The organism is Streptomyces sp. NBC_00820 (genome assembly GCF_036347055.1).
In the GTDB taxonomy this organism is placed as follows: domain Bacteria; phylum Actinomycetota; class Actinomycetes; order Streptomycetales; family Streptomycetaceae; genus Streptomyces.
Map to the genome: position 1 here is coordinate 5,984,462 of NZ_CP108882.1, position 18,040 is coordinate 6,002,501.

The window sequence follows — 18,040 nt, forward strand, 5'->3', positions numbered from 1 at the left end:
CACCCGTAGCGGGCTCGGGTGTCCCGCGTGCGTCGATGCGAGCGCGGTAGTCCAGCGGGGTCCCGCCTCCCGGTGGGGTTAACCCCCGCCGAAGACGCCGGACCGCCTCAATGCCCCCGGACATGCGCACGGGCGAAGGTGTTCGAGCGCCCTGGACCGCAGACCGCAGACCGCAGACCGCAGATCACGGATCACGGACCTCGACCCAGGCTCACGTCGAGAGCGGCGGGCGTACGGACAGCCGAGACTCACAACAGAAGAGAGCCAGCCCCGATGATGCTGCGCTACGCCCTCCGGACCGTCCGAGCCCGTAAAGCGGGTTTCCTCGGCGCCTTCCTCGCGCTCATGTGCGCGGCCGCTCTGATCACCGCCTGCGGCACCCTCCTCGACACCGGTCTGCGCGGCACGATCCGTACCGAGCGCTACGCCGCCGCACCCGTCGTGGTCTCCGCCGACCAGTACGTCCACCGCGTCACCGTCAAGCACAAGCACGGCAAGACCAAGGTCAAGCGCAAGGCGAAGCCCCTCGCCGAACACGCCTGGCTGTCGGCCGGCTTGGAGGCCACGCTGGCCCGCACCCCGGGTGTCGCCCGCGTCGTCCCCGAACTGACCTTTCTCGCACAGCCGCTGACCCCGGCGGGCACCGGTGGCCGCACCGCCTACGGGCATGCGTGGGAATCCGCCGCACTGACGCCGTACCACCTGGTCACCGGCAGCCCACCCGAGGCCGCCGGTGACCTCGTCGTCGACCGCGACCTCGCCACGCGCGCCCACCTCCGGCCCGGCGACCGTCTCACCGTGCAGTCGACGCAGTCCCCTCGCGCCTACCGTGTCACCGGTATCGCCGCCCCTGAGACTCCGGTCCGCCACCAGACGTCCCTGTTCTTCTCCACCGAGGAGGCCCGGCGACTGGCCGGGCACCCGGACCAGGTCACCGCGTTCGGTGTCCTGCCGGCCCGGGGCGCCGCTCCCGGCATGGTCCGGCAGGCGGTGGCACAGGCGCTGCGCGGCACGACCGCCCAGGTCAGCACCGGCGATGCCCGCGGGGCCGTCGAGTTCCTGGACGCGGCCGCCGCCCGTACCCGGCTGGTCAGCATGGGCGCCGCGATGGGCGGTACGTCGCTGCTGGTGGCGGTGCTCGTGGTCGTCGGCACCTTCGCGCTCACCGTCCAGCAGCGCCATCGCGAACTCGCCCTGCTCCGGGCCATCGCCGCCACCTCCGGGCAGATCCGCAAACTGCTCGGCCGGGAGGCGCTCATCGTCGGGGCGGCCGCCGGGAGCGCCGGCGCACTGCTCGGGCTGCCGTTGGGCGGCTGGCTGTACTCGAGGTTCGTCGCCCTGGGCGCCGTACCCGACACGCTCCAGCTCACCATCAGCGTCTTCCCCGCGTCGGCCGCCCTCGCCGTCACCCTCCTCGGTGCCTGGGCGGCGGCGCGGGCAGCCTCCCGCAGAGTTGCGCGGATCCGGCCGGCGGAGGCGCTGGCCGAGGCCGGAAGCGAGCGCACCCGGCCCGCCTGGGGGCGCGTCGGCGCCGGTCTGCTGCTGCTCACCGGGGGAGTCGTGCTCGTCGCGGTCCTCACCCTCCTGCGCACCGAGGCCGCTTCGACCCCCGTCACCTTCCTCACCGTGATCGTCCTGTCCACCTCCGTCGCCCTGCTCGGCCCGCTACTGGTCAAGGCGGCCGCGCTGCTGCTCGCCGGCCCGCTGCGGCTCACCGGCCACGGCGGGCGCCTCGCCACGGCCAACCTGCGGGGGAACGCCGCCCGGATGGCCTCCGTCGTCACCCCCCTCACACTGCTCGTCGGCATGACCTGCACCGTCCTGTTCGTCCAGTCGACCCTCGGGGACGCCGCGCGGAACCAGGCCCGGGAAGGTGTCACCGCCGACTGGGTCGTCGCGGCCCAGGGGCCCGGCGTCCCGGGCGAGGCCGCGCGGCGGCTGCGCGCGCGGCACGACACCGTCACCGAGGTGGTCCGTACGACCGTCCGTGTCGGCCTCGACAAATACCCCGCCCAGGGCGTCACGCCGGCCGGGCTGACCCGCACCTGGGACCCGAAGGTCACCGCCGGCTCCCTCGGCGGCCTCGCCCCCGGTACCGTCGCCGTCAGCCGACTGGTCGCGGACCAGCGTCACTTGGAACCCGGCAGCACCCTGAAGCTCACACTTGGCGACGGCACACCCGCCACGCTCACCGTCGCCGCCGTCTACGCCAGGGGTCTGGGCTTCGGCGACCTCACCTTCGCCCACGACCTCGTCGCCCGCCACGTCGACAACCCGCTCGCCTCCTCGCTCCTCGTCGGCACGACCCGTACACAGAAACAACTCGCGACTACCCTGCGTGAGTTCCCGGCGCTGCGAATTCTCTCCCCGGACGCCGCCGATTCGCTCCAGGCCGACCGGCAGCAGACGAACGCCGAGGTCAACTACCTGGCCATGGGGCTCGTCCTGGCCTTCACCGCCATCGCCGTCGTCAACACGCTGGCCATGTCGGTCGCGGAGCGTGTCCGGGAGTTCGCCCTGCTCCGCCTGGCCGGTGCCACCCGCCGCCAGGTGCTGCGCATGCTGCGCACCGAGGCACTGTCCGTACTGCTCCTCGCCACGGGACTCGGCAGCGGCATCTCCCTCGCCGTGCTCACCGCGTTCAGCGTGGGCATGACCGGCCACGCGTCACCCGTGGTCACGCCCCTGCTCTACGTCACCGTGGTCGCGGTCGCCGCGCTGCTCACGCTGGCGGCCACCGCTGTGCCGGGACGTTCGGCGCTCCGGGTACGGGCCGTGACGGTGGCGACGGCGAGGGAGTAGCACGACCGGGCGCGCATCAGGCCGGCTTGGCAGCCCTGGGCCGACCTGGATGCCTCGGGACGACCCGGTTTCTCGGGCCGACCCGGGTGTCTCGGGCCGGCTCGGGAGGCCCCAGGCCGGCCCAGGCTGGCCCGCCGTGCTGCCCGGCGAGCGCGTCGCCCGCTCCCCGACCGGTCAGCCCCGAGCCGCCGCCGGCGCCTCCACCGGCAGGCCCGCCGCCCGCCACGCCTGGAAGCCGTCCACCAGGTCCGTCGCACGGTGCAGGCCCAGTTGGTGGAGGGAGGCGGCCGCCAGACTGGAGGCGTAGCCCTCGTTGCAGATGACGACGACGCGCAGGTCGTGGCCGGTGGCCTCGGGGAGGCGGTGGCTGCCCTGGGGGTCGAGACGCCACTCCAGCTCGTTGCGCTCGATCACGAGGGCGCCGGGGATCAGACCGTCCCGTTCGCGCAGGGCCGCGTACCGGATGTCGACGAGCACGGCCCGGCCGGTCCGCGCCGCCTCGTGCGCCTCTTTCGCCTCGATGCGCCGGTAGCCGGTGCGCACCCGCTCCAGCAACTCGTCGATGCCGACCGCCCGTGGCTCCGTGCCGCCGCTCACTGCCAGTCCTCCGGGCGCTCGACCTGCTCCAGGCGGAGCACCTGGCCGGTGCGACTGTAGCGACGGATCCTCGGCAGCGGCGGGTAGTAGGCGTGGACGGAGACGGCGTGTCGGTCGGGGGACTCGTTGAGCACCTCGTGCACGTGGTGCCGGCCGAAGGCGCGGCCCTGGCCCGCGGCCAGCCGGCGGGTGCGGTCCACGCCGTCGGAGAGTTCGAGGGTCTTCCAGCCGTCGGTGGGCAGCCGGGCGGCCAGCGCGTGCTCCTTGAGCTCGCCGGACGCCGTCACGAAGGCACCGGCCGAGTCGGCGTGGTCGTGCCAGCCGGTGCCGCTGCCGGGCGGCCAGCCGATCAGCCAGGCCTCGCTGCCGCCGGGGCCCGCCAGCCGCACCCAGGTGCGGCCCTCGGGATCGAGCGGGAGGGAGGCGATCAGCTCGGCGTCGGTGGCTGTACGCCGTACGAAGTCGAGGAGGTCGGCCTGCGAGGGCGCCGGAGCGGCGGCGGACGCGGCGGCCGACGCGGGGGCGGACACGGCAGAGGGGGCGGCAGCGGGGGACACGGAAGGGAAGACAGACACGTGCACCGTCCTGAAGAGGGTTCGCCGAACGGGCGCACGACGGCGCCCGGAGAAAGAGGGGGATGCGAATTCAGCAGGACGGGCGACACACGCAGCCCGCGTAGCGGACGAGGTCCATGTGGACCCTCCGCCACAGGCGCGCACAGGTGTCGGTCACGATCCGGAGTACAGCACGCTGCCGTACTCCGGTCAATCCACCGTCACCATGTGGACGGAGCACGCCGGGCGCACGGTCAGCGCACTCCGGAACCGGCCTCCGCCGCCTCCTTCACGGCACCGCCCAGCGCGGCCTCGGCCGCCGCGTAGAGATCGGCCGGGCGGACCCCGCTCAGCGCGGTGACCAGGTGGCCGTCGGGGCGCACCAGCAGCACGCTGTGCGCCGGCGCGCCCGGGTAGCTCTCGGCGACCAGCAGCTCGGCCGGGTGCGGGAGCGCCGTCACCGCGGCCGCGAGCCGGGGCATGACCCCGGCGGACATCCAGTGCCTGCGGTCCCACACGCCCGTGCCCGGTGCGATCAGCACGACGAGCAGCGCGCCGCGGCCGAGCCGCTCGCGCAGCCGTACGAAGGAACCGTCCTCCGCGGTGACCCGTACATCGGTCACCGGTGCGCCGGGCGGGGTGTCGACCGGGATCTCGGCCTCCAGGTGCCGGGGCGCGAGTGGCGAACCGGCGTACGCCCCCGGCGCGCCCAGCGGCCCGCGCCCCAAGTGGCCGTCCGTGAGGAGCAGGTCGTGGTTCCGGGCGGTGCCGGGCACGTAGTGGCGCAGCCCGCCTCCGCCGCGCAGCACGGGCAGCGCCTGGTCGGCGGCGCGCAGCCGGGCGGCGACCACCGCGCGCCGCTCGGTCTGATAGCTGTCCAGCAGCGCCTCGTGCGGGCCGTGATGCCAGGCAGGGGCGAGCTTCCAGGCCAGGTTGTCGGCGTCCCTGAGCCCCTCGTCGAGCTCCTGGGTGCCGAGGGCGCCGAGCAGGTGGGCCGCGTCCCCGGCGAGGAAGACCCGGTCGGCGCGCCACCGCCGGGCCAGCCGGTGGTGCACGGTGTGGACACCGGTGTCGAGGAGGTCGTACGTCGGCGTGGAGCCGTCGGTCCAGCCCGCGAGGGTCTCGCGGATCCGGGCCACCACAAGCTCCGGCGTGACCAGGTCCTTGCCCGGCGGCAGCAGCCAGTCCAGGCGCCACACGCTGTCGGGGAGGGGGCGGGCGGTCACCTCTCCGGCCGAGGGCCCGGACGACCGCCACGGCGGCATCCGATGGAGCAACGCCTGACCCTCCCCGGGAAGTTCCGCGCGCAGGGTGGCGACCGCGCGCCGTTCCACCGCCGTACGGCCCGGGAAGCGGATGTCCTGCAGTTTGCGCACGGTCGAGCGGGGGCCGTCGCAGCCGACCAGGTAGCTGCCGCGCCACCACGTGCCCTGGGATCCGCGCGTGTGCGCGCTGACGCCGGAACGCTCCTGCTCGATCGCGTCGAGCCGGCTGTCGGCGGCCATCTCGACCAGCGGCTCGTGCGCGACGGCCGCGCGCAGGGCGCCCGTCAGGACGTGCTGGGCGATGTGCAGCGGGGCGGGTCCGCCCTCCGCGAAGGTGAGCTCGCTCATCACCTGGTTGCGCCGCAGCGACCGCCAGCCGGTCCAACGCAGGCCGTGGTCATCGAGGGCGATCCCGGTCAGCCGTTCCAGCAGGGCGGCCGTGTCCTCGCGCAGTACGACGGTGCGCGCAGGGCGTGGCTCGTCCTTGCCGGGGCCTTCGTCGAGGACGACGGACGGCACCTCCTGGCGGGCCAGCGCCAGTGCGAGCGTGAGCCCGACGGGCCCCGCTCCGACGATGATCACCGGGTCCACGGCGCGGTGCCTCCTGTCCGCGGTGGTGCCCATGTGGACACGGATGAACAGGAAGGTGAAGCGGGGTGCACGATCACAGAACGTATGCAACCCATTGGCAGAGTTTGCGTCAAGTGACCGGGGCCCGTGGCGATCACGCTGTCAAGGATCGTGGAGCGCGCCCGCGACCGCAACACCGGAGGCAGTGACGATCACGTCACTGCCTCCGGGCGGGTCATGCCTTTTGAACGATCGTCACTTCCTGGCGCCGCCGAAGTCGCCGATGCCGGAGACGTCGTCGGACGGGTCGGCTCCGGTCGCCGCCGTGCCCGCGAGCTCCACCACGTCCTGGGCTCCGAGCACCGCGCCGGTCGACTTCCTGCGCCGCCTCAGCCGTCCCTCCAGCCAGCTCGCGAAGGAGGTGAGGGAGAAGTTGATGGCCACGAAGATCACGGCCACGACGGTGAACGAGGCGATGGTGTTGGCGCCGTAGTAGGCGCTCATCGTGCCGGCCGAGGCGAGCAGTTCGGGGAAGGTGAGGACCGCTCCGCCGAGTGCGGTGTCCTTCACGATCACGACGAGCTGGCTCACGATCGCCGGGAGCATCGCGGTGACCGCCTGCGGCAGCAGGATGAGCCGCATGACCTGTCCCTTGCGCAGACCGATCGCCATCGCCGCCTCGGACTGGCCCTTCGGCAGGGACAGGATGCCCGAGCGCACGATCTCCGCGAGCACCGACGCGTTGTACAGCACCAGGCCGGTGACCACCGCGTACAGCGGGCGATCGTCCGAACTGACGTCCGTGTACTGCGCGTACAGGGCGTTCCCGAAGATCATCAGGACCAGCACCGGGATGGCGCGGAAGAACTCGACGAGGGCCGCCGCCGGCACGCGTATCCACGCGTGGTCCGAGAGGCGGGCTATGCCGAGCGTGGCGCCCAGCGGCAGCGCGATGACCATGGCCAGCGCCGCGGCCTTCAGGGTGTTCTGAAGGCCGGGCCAGATGTACGCCGAGTAGGCCTCGGAGCCGAAGTACGGCTTCCACAGCACCCAGGCCAGCTGGCCCTTCTCGTCGAGGGACGTGTACACCCACCACAGGACGGCCGCGAGGGCGACCAGGAAGACCGCCGTGTACAGGACGTTGCGCCGCTTGGCGCCGGGTCCCGGGGCGTCGTACAGGACCGAACTCATCGCTTCACCGCCACCTTCTTGCCCAGCCAGCCGAGGATCAGACCGGTCGGCAGCGTCAGGCAGCAGAACCCGAAGGCGATGATCGCGGAGATCAGCAGCAGCTGCGCCTCCTTCTCCACCATCTCCTTCATCAGGAGCGCCGCTTCCGCCACGCCGATCGCCGCCGCCACCGTCGTGTTCTTCGTCAACGCGATCAGTACGTTGGCCAGCGGCCCGACGGCCGCGCGGAAGGCCTGTGGCAGCACGATCAGGCCCAGCACCTGGGTGAAGCTCAGACCGATGGCCCGTGCCGCCTCCGCCTGGCCGACCGGCACCGTGTTGATGCCGGCGCGGATCGCCTCGCAGACGAAGGACGACGTGTAGAGGATCAGACCGAGCACGGCCAGCCGGAAGTTGGCCGTGTCGACCACCTCCGACCCCAGGCTGATGCCCAGCGTGTCCTTCAGGCCGAGCGACGCGAACAGGATGATCACCGTGAGCGGGATGTTCCGCACGATGTTCACGTAGGTGGTGGCGAAGCCGCGCATCAGCGGCACCGGACCCACCCGCATGCCGGCCAGCAAGGTGCCCCAGATCAGGGAGCCCACGGCCGACAGCAGCGTGAGCTGCACGGTCGTCCAGAAGGCGCCCAGCACGTCGTACTTGTCAAGAAAGTCGAACACGATCTCCCGCGCTTTCGCGTGTAGGGATGCCCGGGTGCGCCGCTCTCACGGGCGGCGCACCCGCCGGGCGTTGCCTCAGCTCTTGATGTCACCGATCGCCGGAGCGGGCTCGTTCTTGTAGCCGGCGGGACCGAAGTTCTTGTCCACGGCCTTCTGCCACGACTTGTCGGCGACCATGTCCCCGAGGGCCTTGTCGATCTTGCCCTTGAGGTCGCTGCCCTTCTTGACGCCGATGCCGTAGTTCTCGTTCGTCATCTTCAGGCCGCCGAGCTTGAACTTGCCCTTGAACTGCGCCTGGGCGGCGTAACCCGCGAGGATCGAGTCGTCCGTGGTCAGCGCGTCGATCGCCTTGCTCTGCAGACCGGTCAGGCAGGCCGAGTACGTCGGGTACACCTGGAGCTGCGCCTTGGGGGCGAGCTTGTCCTTGACGTTCTGCGCCGACGTCGAGCCGGTCACCGAGCACAGCTTCTTCTTGTTCAGGTCCGACGGCGCCTTGACGGAGCTGTCGTCCGCGCGGACCAGCACGTCCTGGTGGGCCAGCAGGTAGGGGCCGGCGAAGTCGACCTTCTGCTGACGCTCCGGGGTGATCGAGTACGTGGCGGCGATGAAGTCGACGTCACCGCGCTGCAGCATGGTCTCGCGGTCGGCGCTCTTCGACTCCTTCCACTCGATCTGGTCCGGCTTGTAGCCGAGCTTGCCGGCGATGTAGGTGGCCACGTCCACGTCGAAGCCCGCGTAGCCCTGCGGGGTCTTCTGGCCGAGGCCGGGCTGGTCGAACTTGATGCCGATGGTGATCTTCTTGCCGCCGCCGGAGGCGCCGTCGTCCTTCTTGCCGCCACCGCACGCGGTGGCGGACACGGCGAGGGCGAGTACGACGGCCGAGGTGGCGGTGACCTTGCGGAGCTTCATCGAGAACATCCTTCGAGTGGTGAGGAAAGCGGTCCGTGAGGGGCGGGTGGCCGCCCCGGGACGTCCGGGGCGGCCCAGGCGGTCCGGAGCGCCCTGGCGGGCGCCTGGCACGTCCGGTGGGCGTCCGGGGGGCGTCCCGAGGTGGCCGGGGCGCGTGGGCTCGGGGCCGTCAGTGGTGCAGGATCTTGGACAGGAAGTCCTTGGCCCGGTCGCTGCGCGGATTGCTGAAGAACTGCTCGGGTGCCGCCTGTTCGACGATGCGGCCGTCCGCCATGAAGACCACACGGTTCGCGGCCGAGCGCGCGAAACCCATCTCATGGGTGACGACGATCATCGTCATGCCCTCGCGGGCCAGCTGCTGCATGACCTCGAGGACCTCGTTGATCATCTCGGGGTCGAGCGCCGAGGTCGGCTCGTCGAAGAGCATCACCTTCGGGTCCATCGCCAGCGCCCGGGCGATGGCGACGCGCTGCTGCTGGCCACCGGACAACTGGGCGGGGTACTTGTCCGCCTGCGTGCCCACACCGACCCGGTCGAGCAGGGCCCGCGCCTTCTCCTCGGCCTGCTTCCGGTCCGCCCTGCGGACCTTGATCTGGCCCAGCATCACGTTCTCGAGCACGGTCTTGTGCGCGAAGAGGTTGAAGGACTGGAACACCATCCCGACGTCCGCCCGCAGCCGGGCCAGCGCCTTGCCCTCCTGGGGCAGCGACTTGCCGTCGATCGTGATGGCGCCCGAATCGATCGTCTCCAGGCGGTTGATGGTGCGGCACAGGGTCGACTTTCCGGACCCGGAGGGCCCGATGACCACGACGACCTCACCGCGGGTGATCGTCAGGTCGATGTCCTGGAGCACGTGCAACGCGCCGAAGTGCTTGTTGACGCTCTTCAGGACGACCAGTTCGTCGGACGCGGCCAGGTCTTCCTTGGCCACCGATACTTCGGTCATCGCTCTCGGGCTCCGTCCTCCTCGGTTTCGGTGGACAGTAGTGAGCCCCGGTGACCAGCGTCATCACATCTGAGGTGAATCTGAGCATCACGATCCGATAGCAAACGGACACGTGTCGTAGCACTTGCCGCCCATACGCGTATCGGCCGGATAACGGAACTCCCGGGCAACCCGAACCCTCTTGACGCCGTCCCGGTCCATCGGCATCACTGCCATGGTGCACGCGCGCGGATGCGGCGGTGTACAAGCCGGACGAGAACCGGGACCGTACGACCACCGAACAGAAGGGGGCGGGAATGAGACTGCTGCTCGTCGAGGACGACAACCACGTCGCCGCCGCTCTCTCTGCGATCCTCGCGCGCCACGGATTCCACGTCACCCACGCGCGCAGCGGTGAGGAGGCCCTCCAGGCGCTCGTCCCCGAGGGCGACGGATTCGGTGTGGTCCTGCTCGACCTCGGGCTGCCCGACCAGGACGGGTACGAGGTCTGCGGCAAGATCCGCAAGCGCACCAGCACCCCGGTGATCATGGTCACCGCACGCTCCGACGTCCGCTCCCGCATCCACGGGCTCAACATGGGCGCCGACGACTACGTGGTGAAGCCGTACGACACCGGGGAGCTGCTCGCCCGGATCCACGCCGTCAGCCGGCGTACCGTCCACGAGGATCCCGCGACCGGCGGCGAGAGCGCCCTGCTGCTCGGCCCGGTCCGCATCGAACTGCCCACCAGGAAGGTCATGGTGGACGGTTCGAACGTCCAGCTGACCCGCAAGGAGTTCGATCTGCTCGCGCTGCTCGCCCAGCGCCCCGGAGTGGTCTTCCGGCGCGAGCAGATCATCAGCGAGGTGTGGCAGACGAGCTGGGAGGGCACCGGGCGCACCCTGGAGGTGCACGTCGCCTCCCTGCGCGCCAAGCTGCGGCTGCCCGCGCTGATCGAGACCGTACGCGGCGTCGGCTACCGGCTCGTCGCCCCGGCCGGTTAGCGGGCACGGGTGCGCACACGGCTCCTGCCGCTGCTCATCGTCCTGATGGCGGCCGTACTCCTCGCACTCGGCGTCCCGCTCGCCATCAGTGTGGCCGGCGCCCAGCAGCAGAAGGTCGTCGTCGACCGGATCGACGACACCGCCCGCTTCGCCGCCCTCGCGCAGTTCGTCACCGACGCGCCGAACGGTTCCCGCGCCGCCGCCCCGGACGAGCGCCGGGAGACACTGCGCCGCGAACTGGACAGCTACTACGACGTGTACGGCATTCGCGCGGGCGTCTTCTACCGCAACGGCTCCGCGATGGCCAACGCGCCTGACGACTGGTTCGTACCGCGGACGGGGGAGGTCCGGGCGGCGTTCGGCGAGGCGCTGCTCAGCCGTCGCAGTCACGACCCGCGCCAGGTGTGGCCGTGGCAGCGCGGCGGCGTCGTCGTCGCCTCCCCGGTCATCCGGGACGGGGACGTCGTGGCGGTCGTGGTCACCGACTCGCCCACCGGGCAGATGCGTTCGCGGACCCTGCGCGGCTGGCTGTTCATCGGGGCCGGCGAGATCGCCGCGATGCTGCTCGCCGTCGGTGCCGCGCTGCGCCTGACCGGCTGGGTGCTCAAGCCCGTGGGGATCCTGGACGCCACCACGCACGACATCGCCACCGGGCGCCTCAAGTCGCGCGTCGCGGTGGCCGGCGGGCCGCCGGAACTCAGACGCCTGGCCCGGTCGTTCAACGAGATGGCGGACAACGTCGAGGACGTGCTGGAGCAGCAGCGCGCCTTCGTCGCGGACGCCTCGCACCAGTTGCGCAACCCGCTCTCGGCGCTGCTGCTGCGCATCGAACTCCTCGCCCTCGAACTCCCGGAGGACAACGAGGAGATCGGCTCGGTCCGCACCGAGGGCAAACGCCTCGCCCAGGTCCTGGACGACCTGCTCGGCCTGGCGCTGGCGGAGCACGCCGAGGCCGACCTCCGGCTGACCGACATCGGCGCGCTGGCCGGGGAACGGGTGGCCGCCTGGGCGCCGTCCGCCCGGGCCCGGGGCGTCCGGCTGACCGGTGACTGTCCGCCCACCACCGCCTGGGCCGACCCGATCGCCCTGTCCAGCGCGCTGGACGCGGTGATCGACAACGCCGTGAAGTTCACCCCCGAGGACGGCGTGGTGGAGGTCACCGTCGCCTCCACCGGTGACACCTCGAGGGTCCTGGTCACCGACACCGGTCCCGGCCTGACCGACGACGAACTCGCGCGCGTGGGCGACCGTTTCTGGCGCAGCGGCCGCCACCAGAACGTCAAGGGCTCGGGCCTCGGTCTGTCCATCACCCGCGCCCTGCTCGCGGCCGGCGGCGGCAGCCTCTCCTACGCGCACCACGAGCCGCGCGGGCTGCGGGTGACGGTGACGGTGCCACGGCACCGCCATCCGTAGCCCGCCCTGCCGGGCCGCCGCGCTTGCCGGGCCGCTTTGCGGCTCCTTGGGTGGCCGCCTCGCCGGCCCGTCGCCTGGCCGCCGTCGCCGGATCGTTGCCTCGTCGAGCCGTCGAGCCGTCGAGCCGTCGAGCCGTCGAGCCGTCGAGCCGTCGAGCCGTCGAGCCCGCCGGTCCGTCAGCCCGCCGGTCCGCCGGCAGGCCGGTACCGCTACGGCTTCACCGACCGGTAGTAGCGCCGGGCGCCCGCGTGCAGGGCCAGCGGGTCCGTGTAGATCGCGGTGCGCAGGTCGACCAGTTGCGCGGAGTGGACGTGCGCGCCGATACCGTCACGGCTCTTGATCACCGTACGGGTTATCCACTCGGTGAGCCGCGGGTCCATGTCCGCGCGGGTCATCAGCAGGTTGGACACCGCGATCGTCGGCACCGTGGAACCCCGCTGCACCGACGGGTACGCCGACTCGGGCATGTTGGTGGCCCGGTAGTAGCGCGCGGCGTCCCCGGTGGCGTGCAACCGGGCGACCAGGCCCTCGTCGATCGGTACGAACCTGAAGGCGGACTTCGCGGCCAGCTCGCCCAGGCCCTTCGTGGGCAGGCCGCCGGACCAGAAGAAGGCGTCGATCCTGCCCTGCCGCAGTCGGTCGGGCCCGGTGTCTATCCCCTCCGCCACGGGCGTGATGTCCTTGTCCGGATCGATGCCGGCGGCCCTGAGCACCCGGTTCGCTATCAGCCGTACCCCGGAGTTCGGCAGCCCGGTGGCCACCCGCTTGTGCCGCAGGTCCGCGACACTGTCGACCTTCGAGCCGCGCGGCACGATGAGCTGCACGTAGTCGTCGTAGAGCCGCGCGACCCCGCGCAGCCGGCCGGCGCCACCGGGGTGCCGCAGCTCGTAAGTCTCCACCGCGTCGGCCGCCGCGATCGTGAAGTCCGCCTCGCCGGACGCCACCCGGTGGACGTTCTCCTGGGAACCGGCGCTGTTCAGCAGCTTCACCGTGAGACCTGGCATGTCCTTGGCCAGTTCGGTGCGCAGCCGCTCGCCGTACTCCTGGTAGACCCCTCGGGGCGTGCCCGTGCTGAAGACGATCGTGCCGCTCGGCGGCTTCTCGCCCAGCGGCAGCAGCCACCACAGCAGCAGCCCGAGGACCACGGCGCCGACGGCCGCGATCGACAGCGCGCCGCGCCTGCCGAGGGAGGGGAACACCTTGGACATGCGGGCGATCCTGCCAGCCGCACGCGGGGCTGACCAGGGCCGGGGCCGCCGCGGGGGCCTGTGGAAAACTCACAGGCGCTGTCGGAGGTGCCCGTTAGAGTCGACGCATGAGCACTTCGCCCGCCGACCTCGTCCGAGAGTTCCACCACGCCTTCGGCCTCGACACCCGCCGCACGCCGGCCGCGGTGTCCCCCGAACTGGCGTCGCACAGAGGCGAATTGCTCGCCGAGGAGGCCGCCGAGGTCGCCGAGGTGTCGGTCGAGGGCCCGCTGGACCGGCTCGCGCACGAACTCGCGGACGTGGTGTACGTGGCGTACGGCACGGCGCTGGTCCACGGCATCGATCTCGACCAGGTGATCGCCGAGATCCACCGAGCCAACATGAGCAAGCGCGGCCCCGACGGCCAGATCGCCCGCCGGGCCGACGGCAAGGTGCTCAAGGGCGAGCACTACCGGGCGCCGGACGTGGCGGCGGTCCTGCGCCGCCAGGGGTGGATACCCGGCGACGCCTGAGGCCTACGGCAGCGAGCCGTCCGCCAGCTTCCATTCGCGGTGAAGGGAGCCCAGCGGCACGCTTCGCCGGAGCACCGGCGTGCCGAAGACCGACAACTGGACCCGCAGTGTGCCGGACAGGTCGACACCGCCGTACACCTGCCAGCCGCCCCGCGCCTTCGTGCCGTGGGCCCCGGAGGAGGAGGCGGCCCCGGAGGCGGCACTCGTGCCCGAACCGGTCCCGGTCCCGGTGCCGGTGGTGACGGTGGCGGAGGCCTCGCCGCGCAGGTACGGCGCGAGGTCGGTGGTCACGCCGACGGTGCCGTAGAGGCCGACCGAGGCCTCGGCGCCGAGGGTCGTCCGCAGCCGGCCGACGGTGGTCAGGGAGGCCCGCACGGGCGTGCTCGTCATGTCGGTGGAGCTGACCGGCGCCCACCCCTTGGCCGGGCCGAAGGTGCCGCCCGCCTTGAAGCCGCCCTTGACGGTCTGTGCCACGTCGACGGTGACGTGTCCGTCGCCGCTGACCTGGACGTAACAGGTCAGGTCGAGGTTGACGACGACGGGTACCGGGCCGACCTGGAGCACCGGATCGGCGTGCAGCTTGGCGAACGGGATCCGCACGGGGGTGCCGCCCGCCGCCGCGGCCCGGCCCCGCACCGACCAGCCGGAGCTCCAGCGCCCGGACACGCCGAGGTACGCCGAGCCCGGGGCCGCTTCGGTGCCCGTGCCGCCGTAGGTGAAGTCGACCCGCGGGGCGACCTGCACGAACCCGGACACCGAGGCGCTGGCCGAGGCCGGGGCGCCCGGTGCCGTCGGAACCTTGGCGCCGACGTCGAGGCGGAGGCTGCCGAGCGGCACGGTCGCGCCCTTGGGCCCGATGTGTACGTCACCCGGCTTGGACCAGGAGACCTTGACGCCGGGGAGCAGCTTGTCGACGGCGAAGGCGTCCGGGGCGACGGGCACCGTGCCCTTGGCCGTCTCGTCGCCCAGCACGGAGTTGAGTGCCGCCGGTTCCGTCTGCACCTCCGTGCCCCGGTCCGTGTGACCGATCACCTTGGTGACCCGGGCCAGCAGCCCGTGCGGTGCGCCGGGTGCCGGCGCGCTGGCGATGACGTCGCCCACGGCGGCTTCGTGCCGCGCGGCCGGGGGAGTTGACGGGGAAGTGGGTGAGGAAGCGGGTGGGGTAGGGGGTGAGGAGGCGGGCGGTGCGGGGGTGGAGGTGGGCCGGGAGGCCGGCTTTCCCGCCGGGACGCCGGAGACGCCGGAGACGCCGGAGATGACGGCGCGCCGGGTCCGGGAGTCGTACGAGCTGACGGTCAGCGTGGTCCGTTGCGCCGCCCGTCGGCCGGAACCCCGGGGGCCGGCGGTGACGGCGGCGGTGGAGTTCGCGGCGGGGGCCGCCGCGACGGTGAGCGAGTGGTCCCGGCCGCCGTCCGGGGCGCCGGTGACCCGGATTTCGTGGCCGTGTCCGGTCGACGGCCGCTCGGCGTGCGGTGTGGTCGAGGAACAGCCGACGGAGAGGAGGAGGGTGGTCACGGCGAAGGCGGGCAGCAGGGCGCGCCCGTGCCTCATGCGTCTGCGCAAGGTCGGTCCCGGGTGAGGTGGGGGGTGCTGAAGGCACACCACAGGTCGGCTACCGATGAGTAGTACCGGCCAGTAACAAGGTGGTGGGGCATGAGAATGCCATGACCTCGCGCACGAGGCCCCCGCAATCCGGCCACATCTCAAGATGACCTGAAACGAGGGGAGTCGAGGCTGCCGGGCGGTCGGCCCCGGGAGGTACCGGCGGGGCCGACCTGTGTGCACCGGCGGTCCACTGGCGTGCACCGGCGTGCGTTCCGCCGGCGTTCACGCGTGGACGTCAGGGGGTCGGGCCGCCGTACCCCGGGAGGCCGGTGCCGCCGAGCCGGGTGAGCAGGCCGGACAACTGTCCGACGTCCTGGGCGTTCCACCCCGGCGCGGCGAAGAGTTCGGCCGCGGTCTCCTCCGCCGTCCCCCGCATCTCCGCCAGCAGCCGCCGGCCCGTGCCGGTCAGTGACGCGTAGGCCACGCGCGCGTCGCGGGCGTCCGGCTCACGGCTCACCAGCCCGATCCGCTCCAGGGGGGCCAGAGCCCGGGTCACTCCGGAGGCGGTCAGCCCCAGCGCCTCGGCCAGATCGACCCGGCGCATCCGGCTGCCGGGCGCCTGCCCGAGCCGCAGCAGCAGGGTGAAGTCGGCCAGGCTCACCCCGTGCAGGCCGCCCAGGCGGGCGTCGAACCGTCGCACGAGCGTGGCCTGAGCCCGGATCAGCCGCAGCGACGCGTCCAGGGCGTCAGTCATTGCCATCTCCTTGAGTAGTCAAGTTCATGAGCCGACGACACGGGCGTTGCGCCGCTGCCGCTTTCCCAGGGGTGCCTGCGAGAGGTCCTCGGCGCTGGAGCGGAGGTTCTTGAAGCCGTAGCCGCGCTCGGTCAGCCACGCCTTCGCGGACTCCTCGGCCCGCTCGGTCGCCTCCAGGATGTCCTCCTCTTCCTCCCCGGTGTCCGAGAAGCGGAAGACGAAGGCGGGCCGGGCGGCGATGTCGTAACTGAGGTGCCCCTCGGGCCTGTAGGCGGCGCGCAGTACGTCGTGCTCGGCGGCGTCGGCCAGCAGCTCGGCGCGCTGGGCGTCGTCGAGGCCGGCGAAGACGCCGCGCACGGTGATGCGGAAGGTTCGCGTACTCATCCGGCGACCTTAGGCATACCGCGCGACGGGTCTCCACCGGGTTTTCCGCGGACCGAGGCGCCGGTACGCCCCTGCCCTCGGACTCGCCTCCCTTCGGAAAGGCCCCGGGCGTCCGGCAGCGCGGTTCGCGCGCCGTCGCCCGGGGCCGTAGGACCGTAGAAGATCGCGGAGCCGCAGGGCCGTAGAACCGCGTGGCCGTACGACCGCCTGGCCGTAAGGCGGCCGGGTCAGGGAAGCTTGACCGCCAAGAGGTCCACGGGCCGGATGTCCGGCGCCTCGCTCAGCATGGTCTCGGCGGCGCCCATCAGGGCGGCGGCGATCGCGCCCCGGAGGTGCCCCTGGCGCCCCGCTTCGTCGTCGAAGGTGTCGAAGACGCCGAAGGTGTTGGGGCCCTGCCGGAAGGTGAACCAGGTGACCGTGTGCTCCTCCTGCTGTGCGAGACGCAGCGCGTCCCGCAGCAGGGCCTCGACCTTGTCGGCGTGTTCGGGCTTGGCCTCGATGCGTGCGAGCAGACCGAGCTTCGTCATGGTGATCTCCCGAGGGGTGGTTCTCGTGGTCGTGAAGGGACGTGACGTGACGCGACGTGCACGGTCGCCCATCGTCGTGAACTGTCATGAATCGTCATGAAAGCTTCGGTGCCGGTACCAGGCACCCGATCTCGTCCGGACATCCACGAATCTAGGCGTGCGCGCCCACCTCGCCCAGTGTCGGAAACGACGCATCCGATATCGTTTCCGCCATGCGTGTAGCCGTACTCGCCTATGACGGCGTCTTCGACTCAGGGCTGGCCGCCCTCCTCGACGTGCTCGCCGGGGCGAACGCCATGCGGGACGAGCTCCCGGAACCGCCGCCCGCCTGGGACGTCTCGACGATCGGTTTCCGGCGCCGGGTCCGTACGGGTGCGGGGCATCTGGTGGAGACGCTGCCCGCCGGGGCGGCCAAGGGCGCGGATCTGCTGCTGGTGCCCGCCCTGGCCGAGCGGCGCCCCGACGCGCTGATCTCCCATGTCTCGGGACCGGACTCCCTGCCCGTACGACGCCTGGTGGCCGCGACGCGTGAAGCCGGCGTCCCCGTGGCCTCCGCCTGCACGGGCACGTTCCTGCTGGCCGAGTCGGGGGTCCTCGACGGGCGCCACGCCACGACGAGTTGGTGGCTCGCGCCCTACTTCCGCAAGCGCTACCCGGCGGTGACGGTCGACGAGACCCGGATGGTCACCACCTCCGACGGGGTGACCACGGCCGGAGCGGCGTTCGGGCACGTCGACCTCGCCCTCGCGATCGTGCGGATGGGCAGTCCCGCCGTGGCCGATCTCGTCGCCCGCTATCTGGTGGTCGACGAGCGCCCGTCCCAGGCGGCGTACACCATCCCCGAGGCCCTGGCGCAGAGCGACCCCACTCTCGCGGCCTTCGAGCGCTGGGCCCGCGTCCACCTCGACGAGCCCCTGTCCATCGCCGAAGGGGCGCGTGCCATCGGGGTCAGCGAACGCACCCTCCAGCGTGCCGTGCGCCGCACGCTCGGCAAGTCGCCCCTCGGCTTCGTCCGGGACCTCCGGGTCGAGCGCGCCGCGCATCTGCTGCGCACCACCGACCTGCCGCTGGACGTCATCGCCCGCAAGGTCGGCTACGAACACGCCAACACGCTCCGCATCCTGCTCCGTGAGCGAACCGGAGAAACGGCGGGCGCGTTGCGGGGGCGGTGATCCCCTGGGGCGCGCCCCTCCACGCCGCGGCGATCAGGGGGCGTCC

General features: G+C 72.1%; 18 protein-coding genes. 5 read left to right on the plus strand and 13 right to left on the minus strand.

Going from position 1 to position 18,040, the window contains the following annotated elements; all coding sequences use genetic code 11:
- Positions 1-273 precede the first annotated feature (273 nt).
- Entirely contained in the window at positions 274-2,802 is a 2,529-nt protein-coding gene (locus tag OIB37_RS27045; RefSeq protein WP_330460203.1) for an ABC transporter permease, read from the plus strand.
- A 174-nt stretch (positions 2,803-2,976) separates the two neighbouring features.
- Here OIB37_RS27045 and OIB37_RS27050 read toward each other — a convergent pair whose 3' ends face one another.
- From OIB37_RS27050 to OIB37_RS27085, 8 genes are all read right to left on the minus strand, one after another.
- Positions 2,977-3,399, minus strand: a complete 423-nt coding sequence (locus tag OIB37_RS27050) for a rhodanese-like domain-containing protein (RefSeq protein WP_330460204.1) — start codon at positions 3,397-3,399, stop codon at positions 2,977-2,979.
- Positions 3,396-3,980, minus strand: coding sequence for a cysteine dioxygenase (locus OIB37_RS27055; protein WP_443058209.1), 585 nt, complete (start codon positions 3,978-3,980; stop codon positions 3,396-3,398). Before OIB37_RS27055 ends, OIB37_RS27050 begins: the two co-directional genes overlap by 4 nt.
- Before the next feature lie 64 nt (positions 3,981-4,044).
- Entirely contained in the window at positions 4,045-4,194 is a 150-nt protein-coding gene (locus OIB37_RS27060) for a putative leader peptide (protein WP_330460205.1), read from the minus strand.
- A 13-nt stretch (positions 4,195-4,207) separates the two neighbouring features.
- A complete protein-coding gene (locus OIB37_RS27065) occupies positions 4,208-5,809 on the minus strand; it encodes an FAD-dependent monooxygenase (protein WP_330461982.1) in 1,602 nt (533 codons plus the stop codon).
- A gap of 234 nt (positions 5,810-6,043) precedes the next feature.
- The gene (locus OIB37_RS27070; RefSeq protein WP_330460206.1) at positions 6,044-6,979 is read right to left on the minus strand and encodes an amino acid ABC transporter permease; all 936 of its coding nucleotides are present in this window, start codon (positions 6,977-6,979) and stop codon (positions 6,044-6,046) included.
- Positions 6,976-7,641, minus strand: coding sequence for an amino acid ABC transporter permease (locus OIB37_RS27075; protein ID WP_330460207.1), 666 nt, complete (start codon positions 7,639-7,641; stop codon positions 6,976-6,978). The genes OIB37_RS27070 and OIB37_RS27075 overlap by 4 nt, the downstream gene beginning before the upstream one ends.
- Before the next feature lie 75 nt (positions 7,642-7,716).
- Positions 7,717-8,550: a glutamate ABC transporter substrate-binding protein gene (locus OIB37_RS27080; RefSeq protein ID WP_330460208.1), complete on the minus strand. Its 834-nt coding sequence runs from the start codon at positions 8,548-8,550 to the stop codon at positions 7,717-7,719.
- 169 nt (positions 8,551-8,719) lie between these two features.
- Positions 8,720-9,496, minus strand: coding sequence for an amino acid ABC transporter ATP-binding protein (locus OIB37_RS27085; protein WP_330460209.1), 777 nt, complete (start codon positions 9,494-9,496; stop codon positions 8,720-8,722).
- Between the two features lie 296 nt (positions 9,497-9,792).
- On the opposite strand from OIB37_RS27085, the gene OIB37_RS27090 reads away from it, so the two are divergent.
- Together OIB37_RS27090 and OIB37_RS27095 are read left to right on the plus strand one after the other, a co-directional pair.
- Positions 9,793-10,479 (plus strand): response regulator transcription factor, encoded by a 687-nt coding sequence (locus OIB37_RS27090; RefSeq protein ID WP_330460210.1) that lies wholly within the window; start codon positions 9,793-9,795, stop codon positions 10,477-10,479.
- Between the two features lie 9 nt (positions 10,480-10,488).
- Positions 10,489-11,892: a sensor histidine kinase gene (locus OIB37_RS27095; protein WP_330460211.1), complete on the plus strand. Its 1,404-nt coding sequence runs from the start codon at positions 10,489-10,491 to the stop codon at positions 11,890-11,892.
- A gap of 209 nt (positions 11,893-12,101) precedes the next feature.
- Here OIB37_RS27095 and OIB37_RS27100 read toward each other — a convergent pair whose 3' ends face one another.
- Positions 12,102-13,100, minus strand: a complete 999-nt coding sequence (locus OIB37_RS27100) for a TAXI family TRAP transporter solute-binding subunit (protein ID WP_330460212.1) — start codon at positions 13,098-13,100, stop codon at positions 12,102-12,104.
- A gap of 107 nt (positions 13,101-13,207) precedes the next feature.
- On the opposite strand from OIB37_RS27100, the gene OIB37_RS27105 reads away from it, so the two are divergent.
- Positions 13,208-13,612 carry a MazG nucleotide pyrophosphohydrolase domain-containing protein gene (locus tag OIB37_RS27105; RefSeq protein ID WP_330460213.1) on the plus strand — a complete coding sequence of 135 codons (405 nt, stop codon included), beginning with the start codon at positions 13,208-13,210 and terminating at the stop codon, positions 13,610-13,612.
- A gap of 3 nt (positions 13,613-13,615) precedes the next feature.
- On the opposite strand, the gene OIB37_RS27110 is transcribed toward OIB37_RS27105, so the two are convergent.
- From OIB37_RS27110 to OIB37_RS27125, 4 genes are all read right to left on the minus strand, one after another.
- Positions 13,616-15,163, minus strand: coding sequence for a hypothetical protein (locus OIB37_RS27110; protein WP_330460214.1), 1,548 nt, complete (start codon positions 15,161-15,163; stop codon positions 13,616-13,618).
- 289 nt (positions 15,164-15,452) lie between these two features.
- A complete protein-coding gene (locus OIB37_RS27115) occupies positions 15,453-15,911 on the minus strand; it encodes a MarR family winged helix-turn-helix transcriptional regulator (protein WP_330460215.1) in 459 nt (152 codons plus the stop codon).
- 24 nt (positions 15,912-15,935) lie between these two features.
- Positions 15,936-16,295, minus strand: coding sequence for a DUF6204 family protein (locus OIB37_RS27120; RefSeq protein ID WP_330460216.1), 360 nt, complete (start codon positions 16,293-16,295; stop codon positions 15,936-15,938).
- Between the two features lie 227 nt (positions 16,296-16,522).
- Entirely contained in the window at positions 16,523-16,822 is a 300-nt protein-coding gene (locus OIB37_RS27125; protein WP_330460217.1) for a putative quinol monooxygenase, read from the minus strand.
- A 212-nt stretch (positions 16,823-17,034) separates the two neighbouring features.
- Here OIB37_RS27125 and OIB37_RS27130 point away from each other — a divergent pair, with 212 nt between their 5' ends.
- Positions 17,035-17,994: a GlxA family transcriptional regulator gene (locus OIB37_RS27130; protein ID WP_330460218.1), complete on the plus strand. Its 960-nt coding sequence runs from the start codon at positions 17,035-17,037 to the stop codon at positions 17,992-17,994.
- The last annotated feature ends 46 nt before the right edge of the window (positions 17,995-18,040 follow it).

What these genes read in the sequence shown, in the direction of transcription:
- OIB37_RS27045 (WP_330460203.1), top strand. Translation starts at nt 274, where the DNA reads ATGATGCTGCGCTACGCCCTCCGGACCGTCCGAGCCCGTAAAGCGGGT.
- OIB37_RS27070 (WP_330460206.1), bottom strand. Translation starts at nt 6,979, where the DNA reads ATGAGTTCGGTCCTGTACGACGCCCCGGGACCCGGCGCCAAGCGGCGC.
- OIB37_RS27080 (WP_330460208.1), bottom strand. Translation starts at nt 8,550, where the DNA reads ATGAAGCTCCGCAAGGTCACCGCCACCTCGGCCGTCGTACTCGCCCTC.
- OIB37_RS27085 (WP_330460209.1), bottom strand. Translation starts at nt 9,496, where the DNA reads ATGACCGAAGTATCGGTGGCCAAGGAAGACCTGGCCGCGTCCGACGAA.
- OIB37_RS27090 (WP_330460210.1), top strand. Translation starts at nt 9,793, where the DNA reads ATGAGACTGCTGCTCGTCGAGGACGACAACCACGTCGCCGCCGCTCTC.
- OIB37_RS27100 (WP_330460212.1), bottom strand. Translation starts at nt 13,100, where the DNA reads ATGTCCAAGGTGTTCCCCTCCCTCGGCAGGCGCGGCGCGCTGTCGATC.
- OIB37_RS27105 (WP_330460213.1), top strand. Translation starts at nt 13,208, where the DNA reads ATGAGCACTTCGCCCGCCGACCTCGTCCGAGAGTTCCACCACGCCTTC.
- OIB37_RS27110 (WP_330460214.1), bottom strand. Translation starts at nt 15,163, where the DNA reads ATGAGGCACGGGCGCGCCCTGCTGCCCGCCTTCGCCGTGACCACCCTC.
- OIB37_RS27115 (WP_330460215.1), bottom strand. Translation starts at nt 15,911, where the DNA reads ATGACTGACGCCCTGGACGCGTCGCTGCGGCTGATCCGGGCTCAGGCC.
- OIB37_RS27120 (WP_330460216.1), bottom strand. Translation starts at nt 16,295, where the DNA reads ATGAGTACGCGAACCTTCCGCATCACCGTGCGCGGCGTCTTCGCCGGC.
- OIB37_RS27125 (WP_330460217.1), bottom strand. Translation starts at nt 16,822, where the DNA reads ATGACGAAGCTCGGTCTGCTCGCACGCATCGAGGCCAAGCCCGAACAC.
- OIB37_RS27130 (WP_330460218.1), top strand. Translation starts at nt 17,035, where the DNA reads ATGCGTGTAGCCGTACTCGCCTATGACGGCGTCTTCGACTCAGGGCTG.